Genomic DNA, 23,995 nt, shown 5'->3' with positions numbered 1-23,995 from the left:
ATATGTTTGACAGCGATAAATGGCAAGAAATATACAGTTCTCTTCGGAAGAACACTTTGCGTACCATCATGACGGCTTTTGGGGTATCGTGGGGTATTTTTATGCTGGTGGTAATGTTGGGTGCAGGAAAAGGATTGGAAAATGGGATTATTAGTGGTTTCGGTGGCACGGTTACCAATAGTGTTTTCATTTGGACACAAAGCACCTCTGTTCCCTATGCTGGTCTTCCAAAGGGCCGTAGATTCAATATGAATAATGAAGACATGGAAGCCATACAACACGGGGTTAGTGAAATAGAATATTTAGCACCCCGAAATCAATTGAGAGGCTACAATGGAGGCAATAATGTGAGTTTTAAAACCAAGTCGGGCAACTTTAGTGTGATGGGTGATTATCCTGAGATTCAATTCATCTCTCCGATGGAAATTTTAGAAGGTCGATTCATCAACCAATTGGACATCGAAGAAAAGCGCAAAGTAGTGGTTATTGGTACCAATGTTAAAGAAGTTTTGTTTGGCGATAAAAGCCCAATCAATGAAAATGTAAAAATCAACGGAGTGTACTTTAAAGTCGTTGGAGTTTGGAAAACCAAGAAGTCAGGAAATCAGGCAGAGAAAGACACGAAGACCTTGTTTGTTCCATTTTCAACCTTTCAAAAAGCGTTTAATTATGGCAACATTGTGGGTTGGATGGCTGTAACCGCTCAGCCCAATTCATCAGGTGAAGCCGTGGAAAAGAAAATCGTCGATATTCTTAAAAAGCGACACAAAGTAGCCCCACAAGACGAAAGAGCATTTGGATCATTCAACGCTGAGAAAGAGTTCAAGCAAATGAGCGGATTGTTTGGAGCGATTTCTACTTTGATTTGGGTGGTAGGCATTGGTACTTTGATGGCTGGTGTGATTGGAGTCACCAACATTATGCTCATCGTAATTAAAGAGCGAACCAAAGAAATCGGGATTCGTCGAGCCATTGGCGCCACTCCTGCTTCTATCATCTCTCAAATTATGATGGAATCCATCGTTTTAACGGGATTGGCGGGCTATTTTGGACTCGTAGGTGGTATTGGTGTAATTGAATTGATTGCAGCCAATCTTGGCCCTGCCGACGGCGACAGCATGTTTACGAATCCAGAAATAGATTTACAAGTGGCATTAACCGCTTTGGTGATCTTGATTATTTCCGGCGCTTTGGCAGGATTGATACCTGCTCGCAAAGCAGTAAAAATAAAACCCATAGAAGCACTTAGAACAGAATAATAAAAGCAAACAAGAAAGTAAACCATTGATTATGAAAAAGTTTTTTAAAATATTTCTCGGAATTCTATTACTAGCGATTTTCGTGTGGACGATTTATTTCTTGTATTCCAAATCAGAGGAAGTACCTACCGTTTATCAAACGACAGGTACCTTAACCACGGACATCATCAAAAAGACGGTGGCTACAGGTTCTATTGTTCCTCGTAAAGAGATTGAAATCAAACCACAAGTATCTGGTATCATTGACGAAATCTATGTAGAGGCGGGACAAATGATTCAGAAAGGGGACAAAATCGCTTTGGTGAAAATTATTCCCAATATGGTGAGTCTAAACAATGCTGAAAATCGACTGCGTCAAGCAAAAATCAATATGGACAATGCCAAATTAGACTTGGAAAGAAACAAGGAGTTAAAAGATAAAGCTGTAATCGCTGCCGCTGAATTTCAGCCCTTTGAATTGGCCTACAAGTCAGCTAGTGAAGAGCTAAAGGCTGCACAAGACAATTTAGAGTTGATTCAAAAAGGAGAAACTTCCAATAACAAAAGTACCACCAACCGATTGATTCGGTCTACTATTTCGGGAATGGTGCTTGATGTACCGATTAAAGAAGGAAACTCTGTGATTGAAGCCAATACCATGAACGACGGTACTACTGTGGCTTCTGTAGCCGATATGAGCGACTTGATTTTTGAAGGAAAGGTAGATGAGTCGGAAGTAGGAAAAATTAAAGAAGGCATGGACTTGATTCTTAGAATCGGAGCTATTGAAAACGAAACATTTGGAGCAGTTTTGGAATATATTTCTCCAAAAGGAATTGAGGAAGATGGCGCCATTCAATTTGAAATTAAGGCCGCGGTGAAATTAAAAGAAAACCAATTCATTAGAGCAGGATACAGCGCCAATGCTGATATTGTGTTGGATAGAAGAGACAGTGTGTTGGCTTTGCCTGAGTCGCTACTACAATTTGATGGTGACTCAGCTTTCGTAGAAGTGATGATTGGGGAACAGCAATTTGAAAAAAGATATGTGAAAACAGGTCTTTCTGATGGAATCAACATCGAATTGAAAGAAGGAATCAACAAAGACGATCAATTCAAATTGTGGAATTTGTCTCCTAAAATGAATTAGTAAAAAAAACCGCCGTAGGGACGTTGCATGCAAGTCCCTACGGCGGTTAAAAAAATAACATTAATACACGATCAAACGCCCTTCGGTCATTTCTTCCATGGCATATTTAATACCTTCCCTTCCTAATCCTGAATCTTTTACACCACCATACGGCATGTGATCGATTCTAAAACCAGGAATATTATTCATAATCACTCCTCCTACTTCCAATTCTTCGGTGGCATATTTGAAGTTTTTCAACGAATTGGTAAAAACTCCCACTTGCAAACCATATTTAGAGTCATTTGTCATTTTAATGGCTTCTTCAAAGCTATTTGCTTTCTCCAATACCGCTACAGGTCCAAATACTTCCTCTGCAGCCACTTTCATACTCGAATTGCTATTGGTGATCAGTGTTGGTTCGTAAAGGTTGTGCTGTTCGCTTAAAACGGCTCCGCCCAATATCACTTGTGCTCCCTTTTGTTTGGCTTCTTGTACCCAATCATTGATTCTGTTCAAATGTCCTTTATCAATCACAGGCCCCACCAACACCTCATTGTCCTGCGCATCTCCCACTTTCAATTTCTGAATAGAAGCAATAAAAGCTGATTGAAAACGATCAAACACTTTAGCGTGTACAAAAATTCGCTGCGTAGAAATACAGATCTGTCCCGCATATAAGTAAGCTCCTTTGGCTACTAAGTCAGTAATCGACTCCACATTAACGTCTTCATCTACAATTACAGAAGCATTTCCTCCCAACTCAAGGGTTACTTTTTTCTTGCCACAAATGCTTTTCAAATACCAGCCTACTTTATCACTTCCAGTGAAAGAGAGTTTTGCAACACGCTCATCCTTCACCAATTTCTCGGCTACCGGAATATCGCACACCAACACATTGATGGCTCCTGCTGGATAACCTACTTCTTCCATCAATGCCGCAAAAGCCAAACACGACATGGGCGCCTGAGGAGCAGGTTTGATGATCGTAGTACAGCCAGTTGCCAATGCCGGAGCCACTTTATGCATTACTAGATTTAAGGGGAAGTTAAAAGGTGTAATACAAGCAATTACGCCAATCGGAAAACGTTTTGTAAATGCCGTTTTCCCTTCTCCTGCGCCCCAGTCCATTGGCACTACTTCTCCACCAAAACGAGTGGCTTCTTCCACTGCTAATCTCAAAGTCGTTAAACTTCGATCTACTTCATTAGTGGCGTACGAGCGAGGTTTCCCTCCTTCATTGATGATGATATTGATGAATTCGTCTTTTCGTTCTTTTAGCTTGTCGTAAAGCTTCTGCATCATTTCTGCACGCTTGCCGGCCGACCATTTTTTAGTGATTTCAAAAGCTTCATTGGCTGCAACGATTGCTGCTTCCATCTGTTCTTCTGAGGCTTGTGGAATTTTACCAATTTCGGTACCTTGATATTTATCTAAAATAACTTGGAATTCTCCTGTTCCTTTTGGCTCCCACTTCCCTGCGATGTAGTTATTCGACTGATAGTTTTTCATAAGGGGAATAAGTTCAATTTTTAGTTTCTTGAAATAAGTCTACTTTTGCGGCATTTAAAGGGAAATTTATGAGTTTTGAAAAAGAATTGCAAGCGAGAAGTGAATCAAAATGTGAATTATGTGGAGCTACTGAAAACTTAGGTATCTATTTGGTTCCTCCGACTCCTAGTGAAACAGTTGATGGTGCTGTATTTGCATGCGAGACTTGTAGAACTCAATTGGAAAACTCGGAAGCCATTGATCCCAATCATTGGAGATGCTTAAATGATAGTATGTGGAATCCAAATCCACCTGTTCAAGTTGTAGCTTGGAGAATGTTACACAAATTAAAGTCTGAAGGATGGCCAGTAGATTTAATCGATATGATGTACATGGAAGAAGAAACTTTAGAATGGGCTAAAGCTAGTAACGACCATTTAGCAGAAGAAGATCGTATCATTCACAAAGACAGCAATGGAGCTATACTAACAGCTGGTGATTCTGTGGTTTTAATCAAAGACTTGAACGTAAAAGGCGCCAACTTTACGGCTAAACGTGGTACGGCGGTTCGAGGAATTTCTCTAGTTCACGACAATGCTGCGCAAATAGAAGGAAAAGTCAACGGGCAGCAAATTGTAATTTTAACGGAATTCGTAAAAAAGACTTAATATATAGCTATTTACGCAAAAAACAAACGTATAAATTCTTGTAAACTGAATTCTTTTTTCCATTTTTTCAATAGAGTATTTAAGGTCAGATGAATACTTTTTCACAGATTTGATTACTTTTAGTGCATTCTGAAACCCCATATGTCTGAAAGTCATCCTATACAAATACGTCCACGCTTTAAAGTCAGAACCTCTAAAAGTCAAGCTGAAATTGAAGCAATGATTAATGGTTTTTTAAAAACTGAAGGCTGTATTTGCAAAGGTAAAATCAATCATGGTTTTGGGACGATTACCATTCCAAAAGTAGAACAACATTATTGGTCTCCACAATTGGTTATCTCTATTGAAGAAACTCCCGAAGGAACAGAAATGAGAGGATTGTATGGGCCCAAGCCTTCCATCTGGACGATGTTTGTTTTCTTTTATGCTACTATTGGGTTTTCCATTATCATTATTGCTATTATTGGACTGACAAACCTCTCATTGGAGAAATCTGCACACATTTTATGGCTCACTCCTGTCTTAATCCTTGTGTTTTTATCACTTTACCTCACTTCACACTATGGTCAGAAAAAAGGCCACGACCAATTAGTAATTTTACATCATTTCATAGAAAAAAGTACAGGCTTTACCATCGAAGACCATATTTAAACATGCCATCTGATTTGTCTACCAACAATACCCAAATAGATTCTCTGCAACTTCTCTTTAGAGGACCTAATTTCAAAGCTAAACTCATTGAGTCCGCCAATAAGGACATTAAAGAGTTTAATCGATTACTTGAATTATGTTTAGGTGAAGGCCATCAGGTGGCTTGGAGAGCAACATGGGTGTTAAGAGGATGCTTAAAAAAAAATGATGACCGACTAAGGCCGCATTTATTGCGAATAATAAAATCAATTGAAGGCAAGGAAGATGGACATCAACGAGAGTTGCTAAAAATATTTGAAGTATTTGATTTAGAGGAAGAGTTCGAAGGTTACCTATTTGATACCTGTGCCAATATTTGGGAAAACATAGAAAAGATTCCTTCAACTCGAATCACCGCCATAAAACTAATGATGAAAGTGGCAAAAAAGTATCCGGAGTTACAAAATGACATTCAATTATTTACTACAGAAGAATATCTAGAATCATTGAGCCCAGGAATCAAGCGATCTTTACTGAAATCAATCCACTAAATCAGCAATCATTACTAAACCGTGGATGTCTAATAGCTTAATACGTTTACCTTCCAAACTGATTAATTTGTTCTTTTTAAAATCTGCTAATAAGCGAATAACTGCTTCCGTGGCTGTTCCCACCATGTTGGCAATTTCTTCTCTAGAAAGCTGAACATCAATACAGTCGTCTTTATCCAAACCAAAAGTTTCTTTTAACCACAATAACATTTCAGCTAATCGTTGTTTAGTGGTTTTTTGAGCCATATTGGTAATCAATTTCGATGCATTGTCCCAGTTTTTGGCTGTTAATTCCAACATCTTCAAACTAAATTCAGGCTCTTGTTTGATTAACTCAAAAAAATGAGCCGCGGGCACAAAACACACAACACTATCTTCTAAAGCAATGGCAGAAGCTCCTAATGCTCGTTTACTCAACATGGAATTATACCCCATAACATCTCCTGCGGTAGCAAAACGTACAATCTGCTCCTTTCCGCTTTGTCCCAAACGACTTAGCTTCACCTTTCCTTTATTCACACAAAAAAGTCCTTTAGAATAGCTGCCTTCTTTGAATATAATCTCCCCTTTGGAATAGAAATCGCAACCCTTTTCCTCGTTGAGTTGAACGAGTTGGTCACTGTTAAGACTACAAAAAACAGATTTTTGTCTCGCGCCACATTTTTGGCAACTTGGAATCTCTAGTTTTTCTTTCATAACAGTCGTAATTGATACCTGACAAATATCATACTTTTGAGTTGAATTTAAAAGGAATTTTGGTCCTATAAAAATGTTTAGAGTCAATATAAATAGACATGACAACTTGTTACCACTGTGGAGATCCTTGTAAAGAGGAAGTAATAAAATTTGAAGATAAATCGTTCTGTTGTCAAGGTTGTCAGACTGTTTATGAAATTTTAAATCAAAATGATTTATGCGACTATTACAAACTGGAGCAAATGCCAGGCATTTCGCCTAAAGTCCAGAAACAAGACAAGTTTGCCTACCTCGAAAACGAAGACATAAAAGAGCAGTTATTAGACTACAAGGACGATTCCATCAGTAGAACGCATTTATATTTACCACAGATACATTGCAGTTCTTGTTTATGGCTGTTGGAAAATCTATATCGTTTGCAGCCTGCTATACAACAAAGTAGAGTTAACTTTCTCAAAAAGGAAGTTACAGTGACCTTCTCTAATACTGAATTTTCACTCCGACAATTAGTAGAATTATTGGCCAATATCGGATATGAACCAGAGATTAACTTGGACCGTATTGATCAACCGAAAAAGAAAGCCATCAGTCGGAAATTAATGTATCAAGTTGGTTTGGCAGGGTTTGCTTTTGGAAACATCATGCTATTAAGTTTGCCGGAATACTTTGGATTAGACCTTGAAAGCTATGAAGAGTTTGCTGTTTGGTTTGGCTATTTAAATCTACTTATCGCCACTCCAGTAGCTTTTTATAGTGGATGGGATTATTTCAAATCTGCATGGATCAGTTTAAGAAGTAAGCGGCTAAACATTGATGTTCCTATTGCATTAGGCGTTTTGGTGCTTTATATAAGAAGTCTTTATGAAGTCGTTTCTCAAACAGGAGCGGGCTATTTCGATTCTTTATGTGGTTTATTGTTCTTTTTATTGTTGGGACGTATTTTTCAAGAAAAAACCTATCACCGATTATCTTTCGAAAGAGATTATAAAGCCTACTTTCCCATATCAGTTGTTAGAATCAAAAACAACGAAGAGAAAACCATTCCAGTCAATGAAATTCAAAAAGGAGACCGGATTTTAATTCACAATGGAGAATTGATTCCCGTTGACGGAATATTAATTCGAGGTGACGCTCAAATTGATAATAGTTTTGCTACTGGTGAGTCCAAACCCATCAGTAAAGAATCTGGTGACCGTATTTATGCCGGAGGTCGTCAACAAGGAGAAGCAATAGAAATAGAAGCACTTCGACCTTTATCTCAAAGTAAGTTGACAAGCTTATGGAACGACCAGGTAGAAACCATAAAAACCCACAATCATTTCTCAGAAATTACCGATAAAATAAGTGAATGGTTTACTCCAATTATCCTAATTATTGCCATCATTTCTGGTGTATTGCAATGGGCTAATGGACTGCATGCCGTTGTTCAAGTGGTTTCTGCGGTATTAATAGTTGCTTGTCCTTGTGCTTTAGCGTTAGCCGCACCCTTTACTTTTGGACACACTACCAGGTGGTTGGGTCGTCAAAATTGTTACTTAAGAGAATCTGCTGTAGTAGAAGATATGGCCAATCTAAATCATATTGTTTTTGATAAAACAGGCACACTAACATATAGCAATAACCAATCGGTAAATTACAATGGCACCCCACTAACCGCTGCCCAACAAAGCGATATTCACACCATATTAAGGCAATCGAACCATCCACTTAGTCGACTGATATTTAACTCCATTCAACAAGAAACTTGGTCTACTATAAGCGAATTTGAAGAAATTCCTGCAAAAGGATTAACTGCAAAAGTGGGAGAATTGCGTTATAAAATCGGTGCACCCAAATGGGTTGGGATGAACATAAAAAACACTAACGATTCAGTTGTTGCAATTTCCATCAATGATGAACCCATTGGGTATTATACCATATTCAACGAATATCGAACTGGATTAGATCAGCTTCTCAATAAATTAAGTACAAACTATGGTTTATCATTAATTTCTGGTGATAATGATGGGCAAAAGGATCGGTTGATTTCTATGTTTCCAAAAGGAAGTGAATTAATTTTTAATCAAAGTCCTAAAGAAAAGATGGATTATATCGAGCAGTTGCAAAATCAGAACTTAAAAGTAATGATGGTAGGAGATGGACTCAATGATGCTGGTGCGTTAAAGAAGAGCAACGTAGGAGTGGCTTTAGCAGAAGATGTCAATGCCTTCTCCCCTGCTTGTGATCTTATTTTATCTGCGGAAGCTTTCAATCAATTGGATCAAATTTTAACTTTTGCAAAAAGCGCAAAGAAAATTGTTATCATCAGTTTTATCATATCCTTTCTGTACAATATTGTTGGACTCAGCTTTGCCGTTCAAGGATTGCTCTCACCTGTTACAGCCGCTATTCTAATGCCCATTAGCTCTATTTCTGTTGTTGGATTTTCAACCATCGCAGTATGGATAGCGAGCAAGAAGGTGAAATAATGTAAATGCCCTATAGATTACTCCTAAAATTTCAAACTTCTCAATATTCAATTAAATCTTCAAACTCGTCGAACTTTAAGTACACCGATTCTGTAGAATTTTTCAATTCTGAAATATCGTAATAAAGAAGATCGTGACACAATGCCTTACAGCCTTTGTTATAATTGATGAAAAGGAACTTGATTTCATAATATTGCAGCCCTTGGTTGTCTTGAAGTAGGATTCCATTAGAAACCAATTGTTTGTTGTTATCACCACATCCGCAGGCATAGTTTATTTTAAAAATTATACAATCTTTTTCAATGGTAATAATGTCATTGATATCAGTAACTAAATCTCTCCGGACACTTTGCACATAATTTCCACTTGATTTACCAAAATTGTAGGGATCAGACTTCAGTTGAAATAAACTATCGTTTACTACTAGAGGTTCGCAAACTGAATTCGTTTGTGAAAAAGAATTAAATGTAAAAAAAGCAATTAGTATGATTAGTAAAAATTTAAGCATCAGTTTTAGGTGTGAGTTATTAATATTTATAAGTAAACGTTTTACATCATCTTTTAATTATATGAGTTGAACCTTATGAATATCTGCAAGAACTTCATTTTCAGTCATGACTTAATTGTTTTTTTTCTAAGGTACTAATATATAGATTACTATCGCGTCTTTGAAGCCATTCTTTCCAAGCTAACATCCTTTTTTTTCACCGCAAAGGCAAAGAGTATATGAATCTTATGATGAGTTTAATGGTTGATCATTCAATAAACCACTTTCTCAAATGATTTTCTACAATTACCTTTAATCTGCTATGCCCCTTTTTGTTCTCTTTGCCGCACTGGTAAAATTGAAAAGATATACAATCAAACACCTCTTGGAAAGTTCACATGATTTAGAATAGTTCAAAAAATCAATCAAACCTGACAGTTATCATTTTATCTCTTTTTATGCGGTTTTAATTTTATGCCACAATTTTAAAACAACAAACTATGATACCATCTATCAAAACTGTCGAACAATTACTCAAAAACATCAACTTAGGCCCGGGATATGGAGGTTATATGGAAATTCTAAAAGCGCTAGATATTCCTTTATCCGAATGGAGTCCATTTGAAAAATGGTCGACAAGTCATTACACTCGTAATTGCATCAGTTCTTGCGAGGAATATGAATTATTACTGATGTGCTGGCAACCAAATCAACACTCTCCTATTCATAGTTACAGTTTTCAGGAAGGTTGGATTCAAGTCTTAGAAGGTGAATTAACGATTGATACTTACTCGGTCGATCGAGATGCCAAAACAGCTCATAAGCAAAACTCCATTACCATTAAGAAAGGTGAATTTTACTATTTAAATGACGATATGGGCTTTCACCTCGTGCGTAATTCGTCTTCAGAACAAACAAAGAGTTTACACTTGCACGTGGATCGCATTACGCAATGGGAAATTTTTGATCCTGAATTGAAAAAGTTTGAAATTACTCACCCAATTTATTCAAGTATTTCAGAAGATTGTGATTTGTAATTGTATTTTTATATAAAACTGATAATTATCATTTTTTAACGATTCTTCAATTACCAACTTTGGAATAAATTAAAAATTATGAATGTTTTAATCATTCTAATTATCGTCAGCTTAACGGTCGCCATAGGATTTTTGGTGGCATTTGTTTGGTCAGTAAAAGCTGGTCAGTATGATGATGACTATACTCCATCCGTTAGAATGTTATTCGACGACAAACCAAAAGAAACCAATTCAGTTAATCAAAAACAACCAGATAAATTAAATCAATAATGAACACAACCATGCAAAAAGAACAATTCAGCTACGACAACAACATTGTCCGGCTCTTTGGAAACGCCACCATTTTTTGGGGCGTTATTGGAATGTTAGTGGGTCTGTTAGCCGCTACACAACTTATTTTTCCTGCCGCCAATTTAGGCATCGAATTCACTTCCTTTGGTAGAATAAGACCATTGCACACCAATGCAGTGATTTTTGCCTTTGTAGGAAACGGAATATTTGCAGGAGTTTATTATTCGCTACAGCGATTATTAAAAACCCGCATGTACAGCGACTTACTAAGTAAGATTAACTTTTGGGGTTGGCAATTAATAATCGTAGCTGCAGCAATTACGTTGCCTCTAGGGTTCACAACTTCCAAAGAGTACGCTGAGTTAGAATGGCCAATTGATATAGCGATTACCTTAATATGGGTAGTTTTTGGATGGAATCTATTTGCTACAATACTAAAAAGAAGAGAGCGTCATTTATATGTAGCTATTTGGTTTTACATTGCCACCTTTGTTACAGTAGCAGTTCTTCATATTGTCAATTCTTTTGAGATTCCAGTAACTTTTATGAAGAGTTATTCTTGGTATGCTGGAGTTCAAGATGCGCTAGTGCAATGGTGGTATGGACACAATGCGGTTGCATTTTTCTTAACCACTCCATATTTGGGATTGATGTACTACTTTGTTCCTAAAGCAGCTAATCGTCCTGTATTCTCCTATAGGCTGTCTATCATCCACTTTTGGGCTTTGATTTTCTTATACATTTGGGCTGGACCGCACCACTTACTTTACACTGCTTTACCAGATTGGGCACAATCTTTAGGAGTTGTGTTTTCTGTAATGCTTATTGCTCCATCTTGGGGTGGTATGATTAACGGTTTATTGACCTTAAGAGGTGCTTGGGATAAAGTAAGAGACAGTGTGGTATTGAAATTTATGGTGGTGGCTATTACTGCATATGGTATGTCCACTTTTGAGGGTCCAATGTTGTCGTTGAAAAACGTTAACGCGATTGCCCACTTTACCGATTGGATTGTAGCACACGTTCACGTAGGAGCATTAGGATGGAATGGTTTCTTAACCTTCGGTATGTTGTATTACCTATGGCCAATACTATTCAAAACCAAATTGTATTCACAAAAATTAGCCAACTTCCACTTTTGGATTGGAACTTTAGGAATCTTGTTTTACGCTATTCCGTTGTACTGGGCAGGATTTGCACAAAGCCAAATGTGGAATGACTTTACAGCTGATGGATTCTTAAAATACCCTAACTTCCTAGAAACAGTAACTAATATTTTACCAATGTACGCTTACCGAGCAATTGGAGGACTATTATACTACATCGGGGTATTGACCATGGTTTACAACTTGATTAAAACCGCAAAATCTGGTTCTTTTGAGAAAAATGAGGCGGCAGAAGCTGCACCAATGGCAGAACTGTCTAAAAATCATAAAGACGAACACTGGCATAGATTATTTGAGCGTAAGCCAACCTTAATGCTAATAGGCTCTTTGATTGTCATTTTGATTGGTGGAATTATTGAAATGGTACCGACGTTCTTAGTTAAATCCAACATTCCAACAATAGAGGCTGTAAAACCATACACCCCACTAGAGTTGCATGGTAGAGACATTTATATCCAAGAAGGATGTGTTGGCTGTCATACTCAAATGATTCGCCCATTTAGATCTGAAACAGAGCGATATGGGGAATATTCAAAAGCTGGAGAGTTTGTTTATGACCACCCATTCTTGTGGGGATCTAAGCGTACAGGACCCGATTTAGCTAGAGAAGGAAGCAGCAAATTACGCAAACCTAACTCTTGGCATTTCAAGCATATGTATGACCCTCGTAGTGTATCTGATGGTTCTATCATGCCAGCTTATCCATGGTTGTTAGACAAAAGTTATGACACCACCGTTACAGCTGCTAAAATTAGAGCAATGATTACGTTGGGAGTTCCTTATGAGGAAGATTACCCAGAACGTGCGAATGCCGATGTTGTTAAACAAGCTAATGAAATCGTTGAAGAAATGCGTGATTTACTCGAAGAAGATGGTTTTGAAGTAAGTCCAGATAGAGAGATTGTGGCATTAATTGCATACCTACAAAGATTAGGTAGAGACATCGAAACTAAAGAAACTGAACAATAAAAAAATAAGATCATGTTAAAATTTATCAAACATAATATGGATACAATAGCAGGGATAGACATCTTCCCTGTTATTTCCTTCATCATTTTCTTTCTCTTTTTTATTGCGCTATTCTTTTGGGTAGGTCGAATGAAAAAATCTGAAGTGAATATGCTTTCTGCATTACCATTTGAGAATGAAGAAAACGAAACAACCAATAATCTAACCACAGAATCTAAAAATCCATGAAAAAGCAAACTATAAAAACCATACTAACGGTTATGGCAATAGGTTTAGCCCCAGTAAGCGTTTTCGCAGCAGAAAATGCGGCGGCTGCCAATGCAGGAATTTCTGATGCATTTCTGCTCTCTTTATTGTTGGGCGTAATTTTATTATTACTTCTCATCATTCATGCTATTGGTCAGAGTATCTCCAGTATCGGTAAAATTGAAACACCAGAATCTAAATCCTCAAAAGCAGAACAAACTATAAAAGCCATAGCAGTGTTGGTACTTGCCGGCGGCGGTCTTAGTGCATATGCCCAAAATGAAACGACTACTTCTGTTCCATTTGTAATGAGTGATGTCTTATTTTGGTCATTAATCACAACAATTGCTTTCTTAGCATTAATCATTGCTATTCTATTTCGATCATTAAAAACAATGATCCGCTACAAACGAGGTGATGATTTTACGGCAGATGAAATGAATACTGTATTTGATACTATTGGAAGTAAATTGGTAGATAGAGTTCCTGTAGAAGAAGAAGCTACAGTAATGTTGGATCACGATTATGATGGTATTAAAGAATTAGACAACAATCTACCACCATGGTGGAAGTACATGTTCTACGGAACTATCATTTTTGCATTTGTTTATTTAATTCGATTTCATATTACAGGTAGCGGAGAATTACAATTACAAGAATATGAATCAGAAATGTTAGCCGCTACAGAGGCTAAAGCTGAAGCATTGGAAAGTGGTGGTGAGCAATTGACAGAAGACAATGTTACCTTGCTAGTTGATTTAGATGCAATTACTACAGGTGCAAACATCTATAAAGGAAACTGTGCAACGTGTCACGGGGCTTTAGCGGAGGGACTTGTAGGTCCAAACCTAACCGATGAATACTGGATACATGGTGGAGGCATTAGCAATATCTTTAAATCTATTAAATACGGTATTCCTGCAAAGGGGATGATTGCTTGGCAAAGTCAGTTTAGTCCTGTTCAAATGCAACAAATTGCAAGTTACATTATAAGTATTCAAGGCTCTAATCCTCCGAACGCGAAAGATCCACAAGGAGAGATTTGGGTGGATGAAAAAGTAGAAGAAACACCGTCTGATACAACTAATACTGAAGAAACAGTAGAAGAAAACGAGGTTGCAGCGGTTGCGGAATAATTGTGAATCTAGAAACAAAAAGTAACAATGAAAAGAGAGAAAGAAGAATACATGGATCAATCCTTCCGAGATTCAATCGGTACAATCGATGAATCCGGAAGTAGAAAATGGATTAGTCCGAAAAAACCTTCTGGCAAATATTACAACGCTCGCACATGGGTGAGCGTTGTATTATTGCTCTTTTTATTCTCAGGCCCCTTTATCCGTATAGGCGGCCACCCTTTATTGTTAATCAATATATTGGAGCGAAAATTTGTTCTACTAGGTCAAGTTTTTTGGCCACAAGACTTTTACATCTTCGTCTTGATTATGTTAAGCTTTGTGCTCTTTGTGGTGTTGTTTACTGTTGTCTTTGGCCGAATATTTTGTGGATGGGTTTGCCCTCAAACCATTTTCATGGAAATGGTATTTCGTAAAATCGAATACTGGATTGATGGAGACTTTAAGCAACAAAAGCGCCTTAGGGATAGCGAGTGGAACAGTGAAAAAATTAAGAAAAGAATATTAAAACACGGAATATTCTTCTTGATTTCCTTCATTATATCCAATACCTTTTTAATGTACATTATTGGGTCTGACGAATGGCTCAATGTAGTGACCGACTCCCCCATGAATCATATAGGAGGTTTAATTTCTATACTGATTTTCACAGGAGTGTTTTATTTTGTTTTCAGTTGGTTTAGAGAACAAGTGTGTATTGTAGCTTGTCCTTACGGAAGATTGCAAGGTGTAATGCTCGACCGAAACTCAATAGTAGTAGCCTATGATTATGTTCGGGGGGAAATTAGAGGGAAGTTCAAAAAAAATGAGGATAGATCTGAAACCAATAAAGGAGACTGTATAGATTGCAACCAATGTGTGAATGTGTGTCCGACTGGAATAGACATTAGAAATGGTACGCAGTTAGAGTGTGTCAATTGTACTGCTTGTATTGATGCTTGCGACCACATGATGGAAAGTGTAGGCCTACCAAAAGGGTTAATTAGATATGATTCTGAAGAAGGAATTGTAAATAAAGAAAAGAAAATATGGTCTACACGGACGGTTGCATACACAGTTGTATTAACGGTTATTTTAACAATTGTAGGGTTTCTTTTACTCAGCCGTTCTGAAGTAGATGCCACAGTATTAAAAGCTACTGGGCAGCAATACCAAAAACGTCCTGAAAACAAAATCAGCAATCTGTATAATTATAAGATAATTAATAAAACCTACGATTCAATTCCTGCTATCATCCGATTAAAAGGAATGAATGGTGAAATTGAAATTATTGGTCAAGAGAGCTTAATCATACCCTCAGAGTCAATGACCGAAGGTAGTTTCTTCTTAATTCTCGATATGGATCAGTTGAGTGAAAGAAAGACAGATATTGAATTTGAAATTATAAACCAAGAAGGGGAAGTATTAGATGACATGAGCACCTCATTCTTAGCTCCAGTAAAACGAAAGAAAAAATGAAAATTAGTTGGGGAACAAAAATAGCCGTATTCTATAGCAGCTTTGTAGTTTTTATTATAGGAATGGTAATCATGGCATTCAATCAAAATTTTGATTTGGTAACGGAAGATTACTATGCCCAAGAAATAAAGTATCAGCAAAAAATAGATGATACGGAGCGAACAATGAATTTAGATGCTGATTTGAAAATAGATATTTCTGACCATCAACTTAACATTGTTTTACCAAACAGCGCAGAATCGATTACTTCAGGCACTATTAATTGTTTTCGTCCATCTGATGAAACAAAAGATTTTAATGTAAAAATAGAAGCACGATCGAATACGGAAAGTATTCCGCTTAATCAATTTATTAAAGGTAAATACCTATTGAAGATAGACTGGATTGCGGGAGGCAAAAGCTATTACGAGGAAAGAACTATAATTATCCCATAATCGAATGGAATATTGGACGGCATTTTTAATTGGACTTTTAGGCAGCTTGCATTGTGTAGGCATGTGTGGCCCTATTGCTTTTGCTCTTCCAATGAAACGAGATAAATTATCAACTGTTGTTACTGGAAGTATACTTTACAATTCAGGGAGATTGTTTACCTATTTTATCATAGGCTGCATATTCGGACTAATGGGAAAAGGATTTGCGTTGGCTGGATTTCAACAAAAGCTATCTATTATCGTAGGTGTGGCAATGATTTTGAGTATCTTAATTCCGTCCATTTACACCAATAAAATGCACTCCTTCCCCACTTTCAATTTATGGTTGGGAAAGGTAAAAGCTAGCCTTGGTAAAAGATTAGGAAGAACATCCAATATTAATTTATGGACTATTGGAATTTTGAATGGACTTCTTCCCTGTGGGCTAGTATATATGGGTGTCGCGGGTTCTCTAGCAATGGCCACCCCTTTTGATGGTGGCTTGTTCATGATGGCTTTTGGCGCAGGCACTTTACCTTTAATGCTAAGTGTTTCCATTTTAGGGAATCGGCTGCAATTTTCTTTCAGAAGCAAAGTAAAAAAAGTCATTCCAGTTTTCGTCGTAGCAATAGGAATTCTATTTATAATAAGAGGTTTAAATCTAGACATCCCTTATTTAAGCCCCAAAATTGATACAGAGACACCCCTAATCGAGTGTCATTAAAAGATATAATTATGTATTGGAAGTCGCAAACAAAAGAAACCATATTAAAAATGGTAGAGGCTGCATTGGCAGCCAATGGGAACTACGCTACAAACCCTATTCTTGGTATTCCAGGAACCTATTTAGATGAAGATGAATTTTATAGAGATGCTCCATTTTTAGAAAAAGCGCCTTTCTTAAAAACTTTAATAGCCAATCCCAATCATATTGGATGCCATACGATGGGCAATAAAGGCTTAGATATTTTTAAAGGAACTCAAAACATAGAACGTGAACTTATTGAACTATGTGCTGAAGAAATATTTCAAGGTGCTAAAGGACAACAAGACGGCTATGTAGCAACAGGAGGAACAGAGGCTAATCTAGAAGCCATGTGGATTTATAGAAATTACTTCAGGAAGGAATATGGCGCAAATACCAATCAAATTGGAGTAATTTACTCTTCAGATACGCACTACTCCATCGCAAAAGGATGCGATTTATTGCAGGTACAATCAATCTTGATTCCTGTGGATTCCGAAACTCGACAAATTATTCCTGAAAAACTGGAAGAGCAAGTTGAGGCAGCCAGAAAAAAAGGAGTTAAATATTTTATTGTGGTGCTTAATGTCTCTACTACCCTATTTGGTTCGGTTGATGATATTGACCCTGTAGTTGACTTTTTAGATGAGAATAATTTAGTCTTTAAACTACATTTAGATGCAGCATTTGGTGGCTTTATCTATCCATTTACCAATTCTAATAGTAAACATAATTTTGCAAATCCAAGAGTTAGTTCCATTTCAATAGATGGACACAAAATGTTGCAAACCCCTTACGGTACAGGTATATTTTTAATTCGAAAGGGATTCATGCAATATGTTGCTACAGATGAGGCTCAATATGTACCAGGACTAGATTTTACAATTTGCGGAAGCAGAAGTGGTGCTAATGCCATTGTAATATGGATGCTATTAATGAATTATGGCTCCGAAGGATGGAAAGCAAAGATGAACGAGCTTATGGAACGTACCAATTATCTATGCGACCGCCTAGATAGTATGGGTATTCACTATTATAGAAATCCATATCTTAACATTGTAACCATAAAGGCTGGGGAAATTTCCGCTAAAGTAGCGATGAAATATGAGTTAGTTGCAGACACGTATGAAGCAAGACCATCATGGTGGAAAATAGTTGTTATGTCACACGTTAAGTATGAGTTTCTAAACCAGTTCTTGGATGAAATTGAAGCTCAATTAGTCCAATAAACTAAGTTTTTGTGCAGTTTCTTTTCAATTGTAATTTAATTTTTCAATTATTGCAGTTGCAAAAACATCTGCATGAAACACTTGAATATTGATTTAATAAACATTCTTTTAATAGCGTTATCGCTAACGATAGCGCTAATTTTCCCTTTTGAATTGTTTTTATACTCCTATGCCATATTAGGCCCTTTGCATTACATTACAGAACTAAATTGGCTTAAGGGAAAGAATTACTTCGTCAATATTAGAAAGAGTTGGATGATTCCATTTTTAATGGCAGCCATTGCGGTTTCTATATATCCTGTCGTATTACACCTATGGCCCAATCCTTCTACTTCGTTAAAATTCTACTTGAATCAATTGGCAGATGGAAGTAATTTTTTAATGATTGCAGTATTCTTTTTTTCAATCGCATTGGTTTCTCTCAAAAACCAAAAGCAACTCCTTGCCTTTGGCGCCAGCTTGGCCATTGCCATTTTGATCTATTTTATCCTTCCTACATCATTTATTTATTTAGCAGTTTTTTTACCCACTCTGCTTCATGTGTATGTATTTACTGCCTTATTTATTTTGTATGGCGCACGAAAATCTAATTCTCTCCTAGGACTCATCACTTTTTTCATTATGATTATTGTCCCTTTTATAATCTATCTATTACCAGATAAACTTTTTATAAATGCCCCAAGTGAGACAACTCTTTCAACTTACTTGAACAGCAATATGATGACAGTTAATGCATTTTTAGCTCAACTTATTAATGGTTTGGAAAGTGGAGATTTTTACGCTACTTCTATTTCAGGATTAAAAATTCAAACCTTTATTGGCTTTGCTTATACCTATCATTATTTAAATTGGTTTTCAAAAACTTCAATTATCGGCTGGTATAAAGAACTCTCTCCTAAAAAAATAATGGCAATAGGGCTTTTTTGGTTCGCCGCTATTGCCATCTATTTCTATGATTTTCAAACAGGTTTTATTGTCTTATTCCTGCTTAGTTTTATTCACGTAGTGTTAGAATTTCCATTGAATGCTGTAACCATTAAAGCACTATTAACATTCAAAAAATAAATTTCTATTTATACTCTATCACCACTCTTCTGTTCTTTGCTCTACCTTCCTTAGTATCATTACTTTCAATAGGCATACCTTCGCCTTTAGATACAATTTCAATTCTTGAATCATCTATACCTTTAGCAACGATATATCGTTTAACAGAGTTGGCTCGTTGCTCTCCTACTCTCATGTTTACCTCCTCAGTTCCTACATCATCTGTATGTCCGATGGCGCTGATTACCTGATCTTCGTCGTTGTTTAATTTCTCAACAATTTCCATTAATTTCTTACGATCATCAACTGTTAAGAAAATATCATTAAATCCAAAGAAAATTGTAGTCGCCTCTTCACCTTGACTGATAGGCTTTTCAATAATCTCTTTCTTAGCATCCCCTTTCTTTTCTACTGGTTCCTTAACAGTTACCGCTACAGCAGGACTACTTTTTGAGTTATACTCTGCTAATTTAATTGGGTCAAATACAAAGGTGTTGTTTTTTCCTTTTTCAGCACTAAGCACTTCTTTTTCATTGGGATCTAATAATGCTATTTCAGATAGTTGATAATCTTCTTCAGAAACATTTATCGGCTTAAAGTAATAGTTATTATCGCCCGACATTCTTTTGTAAGTAAACTGTCCTAAATCATCAGTAATCAAGGTATCTAATGGGTAATCATTTTCATCAAATACAACTAGTTGTGTTCCTGAAGTCGGGATTTTTTTAAATTTATAAATCCCATAAACATTGTCGGCATAAATGATATCCTTCATGCTTTCAGAGTAGCTTCCATCCTCAATCATTACAAATCGACCATTTATTTCTCCGGCATCATCTACATAATATATTTTAGCATCTGGATACTTGGTGTAATCATCTTCTGTAAGCTTCAAAATATATGCTTCATCTCCATCTAGTTTAAGATAGGTAAACAAACCGTATTTATCAGTAATAGCTTCGTCAATTAAATTACCATCTTTATCATAAATGTTAATTTTTATTCCATCTACTGGCAAGCCATCGTATAAAAACTTTCCTTTCACTAATAGGTCTTGCTTATCTCCAACGAATTTAACTCCTTTGTTGATTTTAGAATAGTAAATATCACTGTAATCTTGTCCTCTATTACTCGTGAAGTATACTTCCATATTATTCCCCATAACAAAATACGCATCAAAATCAGGAGAATTTATCGGTGCTCCTAAATTTAACGGTTTGGTCCAATTTTGCCAAGTTGAATCTAAACGGTATGTGACAAAAATATCAGACTCTCCTAACCCATCATGGCCATTACTGGAAAAGTATAAGGTTTTCCTATCGTCAGCTAAGAATGGTGTTACCTCATAATCAGGAGTATTAATAGTGCTTCCAAGGTTAATTATTTTTGACCAGTTTCCATTAGCATCTTTCAAACTAACGTATAAATCTTCAAAAGCGTTAGTATCTGCAGGAGCCATACTAATCATTAAAATATCTTCGGTCTTATTCATGTAGAAAGAGTAATAACCATCATCTAATCTCAAGCCAGGTACTTCCAGTGCTTCTAGCTCTTTCCACTTTCCATCTTCACCTTTTTCTGTGTAAGTGATTTCTTGATCTATTTTTCTACGATTAGTTACTGTTTTAAAAACGTATACTTTATCAGCATTTGCTGAAGCTCCAATCACCGCATTGGAAATGTTTTTATCTGCTTCCTGCAGAAAATTAATAGGAGTTCCCCAATTGCCGTTTGCATCCCGATCGGAATACCATATGTCCTGACCATCACTTTTAGGCTCCATATCTTCCAAATAAGTTCTCAGGAAAAACAATCTATTTCCATTTAAAGTAGGTAAAGGCATGCTTTCTTCTGCGTAACTATTTAGTTCAGTTACCTTAGTTGGTTCTCCGAAATTCGGAAGCAAAAACTGAGAATACGAACTTAAAGTACTAAATATCAATAATAATGTAGAAATAATCTGTACTAATTTTCTCATAATAGGATGTTTTAGAATTAACTGCAAGATAGAAATTTAACCGCTTCAAATCCAGAAAAAATCAAAGAAATCACTCCTTTTATTAACGATACTATGTGTATTAAACTTAACTTAACATGGAGGTGACAATAAGCCATTTTATCAAATATCAAACATATATTTGCATCTCTTGTTATTTTATTTGATGTTATACTATTCAACACATTTACACGCCACAAGTAATCAATGGGTCACCTTTGTGCATGGGGCTGGCGGTAGTAGTTCAATTTGGTACAAGCAAGTGCGAGACTTTCAAAAGCACTTCAATGTATTGTTAGTTGATTTAAGAGGGCACGGAAAGTCAAAAAAGCCTTTTTACGAGAAGTTAAAACAGTATAGTTTCGATGTGATCGGAGATGAGGTTATTGATGTGTTGGATCATTTAAAAATTAAATCAACTCACTTTGTTGGCATTTCTTTAGGAACCATTATTATTAGAGAACTAACTGAACGCTATCCACAAAGAACCAACAGTTTGATAATGGGAGGTGCTGTTATGAAACTTAATTTAAGAGGACAGGTATTGATGCGTACTGGCGCTCTATTAAAATCAGTAATACCTTACTTATTATTGTATCGCTTTTTTGCATTTATCATTATGCCCAAAAAGAAGCACCAAGAGTCACGCAACTTATTTATCAATGAAGCTAAAAAGTTGTATCAGAAAGAATTTAAGCGTTGGTTTACTTTAATCTCTGAAGTCAATCCACTATTAACCTTTTTTCGAATTAATGACAGTAAAGTACCTACCTTATATATTATGGGTTCTGAGGATCATATGTTTCTGCCCTCTATCACCAAATTAGTAGGAGATCATCCCTCAGCTCGTTTACACGTCATCAAAGACTGTGGACATGTCGTTAATGTAGAACAACCGCATATTTTTAATGCTACAGCGATTGATTTCCTAAAAAGTATCTCTCCAAAGCAGTAATATTATAGATTTCATTATTACTGAATATCGCATCTCATATCTTTTTCGATTTTAGAAATTAAATGCTCTAAATAGAGGCAAAATAAATCCTCACTAAATATTTTTTGTTGAATTCAATGCGTAAAAATTGAATTTACTTCAAAATCAACAAAAAGAATAATTCACTGAAAAACAAACACAAAAACGTTTTTAAACGACAACAAACGAATAATAAACGACTAATAAACGTTTAAAAACGACTTCACATTTACATCCTTCTAACCTTTGCCTCGAAATAATTCACAAATCACAAAAACAAATTATTATGAGTTCATTAAGAAACAACGTACAGTTAATTGGAAATTTAGGCGCAAAACCAGAAGTTAAACATTTAGAAGGTGGAAAGGTCGTAGCGAACATGTCAATCGCAACAACAGAGTCTTATAAAAACGCCAAGGGAGAAAAAGTGCAAGACACGACTTGGCACCAATTGGTGATGTGGGGAAAAACTGCCGAAATAGCGGAAAAATATTTAGACAAAGGTAGCGAGGTAGCAATTAGTGGAAAATTAACCAACCGCTCTTATGAAGATAAAGAAGGCGTTAAACGTTACATTACAGAAGTTTTAGTTAGCGAAATAGTGATGTTTGGAAGCAAATCCTAGAACATCCATTTATTCTTTACATTAAATTTAAAAAAGCGCACTTTCTAGCAAAGGCGCTTTTTTACTTTTTATAAACTTCATTATCCACATATTATAATTTTAATATTAGATTTACTTAACTAAACATATACATATGAATAGAATAGTGATTGTAGGTAATGGATTTGACGTTGCATGTGGATTAAATACGTTATATAAAGACTTTTTATTCTTCTATCTAAAAGGTGCATTAATTGATGCTAACATAAATGAATCCTATAAGTATTCTGATAAACTTATCTCATTGAAAATATTAAATCTATCATTTGAAGGACACGAAAGATTAATTGATAGGTTAACATCTTTTGATGATATCATCAATTCAGATGAAGTTTATATTATTCTAGATGGAAACTCTTCACCAAACGCTAATCACAGATTTTCAATAAATATTAAATCTAACCTTTTAAGGGGGGCATTTAGAAGTAATAATTGGGCTGATTTAGAAAGCTCATATTTTAGAGAATTAACAAGAGTTTATCACAATAGTGGAAATATTTTCGAGGAAAACTATATTATTAAAATAACAGAATCTCTTTACAATTTAAATGAAGAATTTTTAGAGCTTCGAAAAAAGTTAATCGAATATATCGTTATTGAAAATAATAGAATTGACATTTCAAAAAACACAAATTCATACATTAAAAACATTATTGAAGAAATTAAAAAAAATCAATCGAAAGAGTTTTATAATAAATACTACTCAAAAAGGAATGAAAATACTGAGATTAAAGAATTCGATTTAAATCTGAATGAAATTATCTTTCTCAATTTCAATTACACTGATATGTTAGAATTACAATTAAAACACACTCTAAATTTAACTCACAAATACTTGGTGTATAATATACATGGTAATATAAATCAAACTGAGAGTATTGTTTTTGGTTATGGTGATGATTCTCATGTTGAATACAATAATATTGAACAATGTGGTATAGATGATTTTCTAATTAACATAAAAGCATTTCATTATCAATCAAATGATATTTACTCTGAAGTAATTGATATTATAGATGAAGATGTATTCGATGTATTTATACTTGGGCATTCATTAGGACTATCCGATAGAGTATTATTAAAAACAATCTTCGAACATGAAAACTGTGCTAAGATCAGACTATTTCATCGCGGATCTAATGATAATCACTTTAAGAAAAGACTTGCTTTATCAAGACATTTTGATGACAAACTAAAAATGAGAAGTAAAATTCAATCCTATTATGAATCAGATATTCTTGATAGTGATGTTTAAGACTTACCGCGTTAC

23 protein-coding genes are annotated in these 23,995 nt (G+C 35.8%); 19 read left to right on the top strand and 4 right to left on the bottom strand.

Features of this window, described 5'->3' with window-relative positions; translation table 11 throughout:
- The first annotated feature begins 2 nt into the window (after positions 1-2).
- On the top strand, positions 3-1,259 hold the full coding sequence (locus GQN54_RS13440; RefSeq protein ID WP_160634075.1) for an ABC transporter permease: 1,257 nt from the start codon (positions 3-5) through the stop codon (positions 1,257-1,259).
- A 31-nt stretch (positions 1,260-1,290) separates the two neighbouring features.
- Positions 1,291-2,388 (top strand): efflux RND transporter periplasmic adaptor subunit, encoded by a 1,098-nt coding sequence (locus tag GQN54_RS13435; RefSeq protein ID WP_160634074.1) that lies wholly within the window; start codon positions 1,291-1,293, stop codon positions 2,386-2,388.
- Between the two features lie 60 nt (positions 2,389-2,448).
- Here the strand turns inward: GQN54_RS13435 and GQN54_RS13430 are convergent, their stop codons facing one another.
- Complete coding sequence (locus GQN54_RS13430; protein WP_160634073.1) at positions 2,449-3,879, bottom strand: aldehyde dehydrogenase family protein; 1,431 nt, start codon at positions 3,877-3,879, stop codon at positions 2,449-2,451.
- A 68-nt stretch (positions 3,880-3,947) separates the two neighbouring features.
- Between GQN54_RS13430 and GQN54_RS13425 the strand changes: the two genes are divergently transcribed.
- From GQN54_RS13425 to GQN54_RS13415, 3 genes are all read left to right on the top strand, one after another.
- A complete protein-coding gene (locus GQN54_RS13425) occupies positions 3,948-4,526 on the top strand; it encodes a PhnA domain-containing protein (RefSeq protein ID WP_160634072.1) in 579 nt (192 codons plus the stop codon).
- Between the two features lie 141 nt (positions 4,527-4,667).
- The gene (locus tag GQN54_RS13420) at positions 4,668-5,177 is read left to right on the top strand and encodes a hypothetical protein (protein WP_160634071.1); all 510 of its coding nucleotides are present in this window, start codon (positions 4,668-4,670) and stop codon (positions 5,175-5,177) included.
- Positions 5,178-5,179: 2 nt separating this feature from the next.
- Positions 5,180-5,707: a hypothetical protein gene (locus GQN54_RS13415; protein WP_160634070.1), complete on the top strand. Its 528-nt coding sequence runs from the start codon at positions 5,180-5,182 to the stop codon at positions 5,705-5,707.
- Here the strand turns inward: GQN54_RS13415 and GQN54_RS13410 are convergent.
- The gene (locus GQN54_RS13410) at positions 5,696-6,403 is read right to left on the bottom strand and encodes a Crp/Fnr family transcriptional regulator (protein WP_160634069.1); all 708 of its coding nucleotides are present in this window, start codon (positions 6,401-6,403) and stop codon (positions 5,696-5,698) included. The genes GQN54_RS13415 and GQN54_RS13410 overlap by 12 nt on opposite strands.
- A gap of 98 nt (positions 6,404-6,501) precedes the next feature.
- Between GQN54_RS13410 and GQN54_RS13405 the strand changes: the two genes are divergently transcribed.
- Positions 6,502-8,871 carry a heavy metal translocating P-type ATPase gene (locus tag GQN54_RS13405; protein ID WP_160634068.1) on the top strand — a complete coding sequence of 790 codons (2,370 nt, stop codon included), beginning with the start codon at positions 6,502-6,504 and terminating at the stop codon, positions 8,869-8,871.
- A gap of 40 nt (positions 8,872-8,911) precedes the next feature.
- On the opposite strand, the gene GQN54_RS13400 is transcribed toward GQN54_RS13405, so the two are convergent.
- Positions 8,912-9,379 (bottom strand): hypothetical protein, encoded by a 468-nt coding sequence (locus tag GQN54_RS13400; RefSeq protein ID WP_160634067.1) that lies wholly within the window; start codon positions 9,377-9,379, stop codon positions 8,912-8,914.
- Positions 9,380-9,840: 461 nt separating this feature from the next.
- On the opposite strand from GQN54_RS13400, the gene GQN54_RS13395 reads away from it, so the two are divergent.
- From GQN54_RS13395 to GQN54_RS13350, 10 genes are all read left to right on the top strand, one after another.
- A complete protein-coding gene (locus GQN54_RS13395) occupies positions 9,841-10,395 on the top strand; it encodes a cysteine dioxygenase (protein WP_317163989.1) in 555 nt (184 codons plus the stop codon).
- Between the two features lie 78 nt (positions 10,396-10,473).
- Positions 10,474-10,665, top strand: a complete 192-nt coding sequence (gene ccoS / locus GQN54_RS13390; RefSeq protein ID WP_160634065.1) for a cbb3-type cytochrome oxidase assembly protein CcoS — start codon at positions 10,474-10,476, stop codon at positions 10,663-10,665.
- A gap of 11 nt (positions 10,666-10,676) precedes the next feature.
- Positions 10,677-12,821 (top strand): cytochrome-c oxidase, cbb3-type subunit I, encoded by a 2,145-nt coding sequence (ccoN, locus tag GQN54_RS13385; RefSeq protein WP_160634130.1) that lies wholly within the window; start codon positions 10,677-10,679, stop codon positions 12,819-12,821.
- A 12-nt stretch (positions 12,822-12,833) separates the two neighbouring features.
- On the top strand, positions 12,834-13,049 hold the full coding sequence (locus GQN54_RS13380; RefSeq protein ID WP_160634064.1) for a CcoQ/FixQ family Cbb3-type cytochrome c oxidase assembly chaperone: 216 nt from the start codon (positions 12,834-12,836) through the stop codon (positions 13,047-13,049).
- On the top strand, positions 13,046-14,203 hold the full coding sequence (locus GQN54_RS13375) for a cbb3-type cytochrome c oxidase N-terminal domain-containing protein (RefSeq protein ID WP_160634063.1): 1,158 nt from the start codon (positions 13,046-13,048) through the stop codon (positions 14,201-14,203). The genes GQN54_RS13380 and GQN54_RS13375 overlap by 4 nt, the downstream gene beginning before the upstream one ends.
- A 27-nt stretch (positions 14,204-14,230) precedes the next feature.
- A complete protein-coding gene (gene ccoG, locus GQN54_RS13370; protein ID WP_160634062.1) occupies positions 14,231-15,661 on the top strand; it encodes a cytochrome c oxidase accessory protein CcoG in 1,431 nt (476 codons plus the stop codon).
- Entirely contained in the window at positions 15,658-16,095 is a 438-nt protein-coding gene (locus GQN54_RS13365; RefSeq protein ID WP_160634061.1) for a FixH family protein, read from the top strand. The genes ccoG and GQN54_RS13365 overlap by 4 nt, the downstream gene beginning before the upstream one ends.
- A 4-nt stretch (positions 16,096-16,099) precedes the next feature.
- Positions 16,100-16,798 carry a sulfite exporter TauE/SafE family protein gene (locus GQN54_RS13360; RefSeq protein WP_160634060.1) on the top strand — a complete coding sequence of 233 codons (699 nt, stop codon included), beginning with the start codon at positions 16,100-16,102 and terminating at the stop codon, positions 16,796-16,798.
- An 11-nt stretch (positions 16,799-16,809) separates the two neighbouring features.
- The gene (locus GQN54_RS13355; RefSeq protein ID WP_160634059.1) at positions 16,810-18,048 is read left to right on the top strand and encodes a pyridoxal phosphate-dependent decarboxylase family protein; all 1,239 of its coding nucleotides are present in this window, start codon (positions 16,810-16,812) and stop codon (positions 18,046-18,048) included.
- Positions 18,049-18,120: 72 nt separating this feature from the next.
- Positions 18,121-19,113, top strand: coding sequence for a hypothetical protein (locus tag GQN54_RS13350; protein WP_160634058.1), 993 nt, complete (start codon positions 18,121-18,123; stop codon positions 19,111-19,113).
- Between the two features lie 4 nt (positions 19,114-19,117).
- Here the strand turns inward: GQN54_RS13350 and GQN54_RS13345 are convergent, their stop codons facing one another.
- Positions 19,118-21,070: an OmpA family protein gene (locus GQN54_RS13345; RefSeq protein ID WP_160634057.1), complete on the bottom strand. Its 1,953-nt coding sequence runs from the start codon at positions 21,068-21,070 to the stop codon at positions 19,118-19,120.
- A 184-nt stretch (positions 21,071-21,254) separates the two neighbouring features.
- On the opposite strand from GQN54_RS13345, the gene GQN54_RS13340 reads away from it, so the two are divergent.
- The 3 genes from GQN54_RS13340 to GQN54_RS13330 all read left to right on the top strand — a co-directional run bounded on the left by GQN54_RS13340 (position 21,255) and on the right by GQN54_RS13330 (position 23,980).
- The gene (locus GQN54_RS13340; RefSeq protein ID WP_160634056.1) at positions 21,255-22,043 is read left to right on the top strand and encodes an alpha/beta fold hydrolase; all 789 of its coding nucleotides are present in this window, start codon (positions 21,255-21,257) and stop codon (positions 22,041-22,043) included.
- Positions 22,044-22,347: 304 nt separating this feature from the next.
- Positions 22,348-22,686 (top strand): single-stranded DNA-binding protein, encoded by a 339-nt coding sequence (locus tag GQN54_RS13335; RefSeq protein WP_160634055.1) that lies wholly within the window; start codon positions 22,348-22,350, stop codon positions 22,684-22,686.
- Positions 22,687-22,819: 133 nt separating this feature from the next.
- Positions 22,820-23,980, top strand: a complete 1,161-nt coding sequence (locus GQN54_RS13330; RefSeq protein WP_160634054.1) for an AbiH family protein — start codon at positions 22,820-22,822, stop codon at positions 23,978-23,980.
- The last annotated feature ends 15 nt before the right edge of the window (positions 23,981-23,995 follow it).

The organism is Acidiluteibacter ferrifornacis, from assembly GCF_009909615.1.
GTDB lineage: Bacteria > Bacteroidota > Bacteroidia > Flavobacteriales_E > Vicingaceae > Acidiluteibacter > Acidiluteibacter ferrifornacis.
The sequence above is the reverse complement of the archived record's forward strand: the minus strand, read 5'-3'. Positions and strand labels throughout refer to the sequence as shown.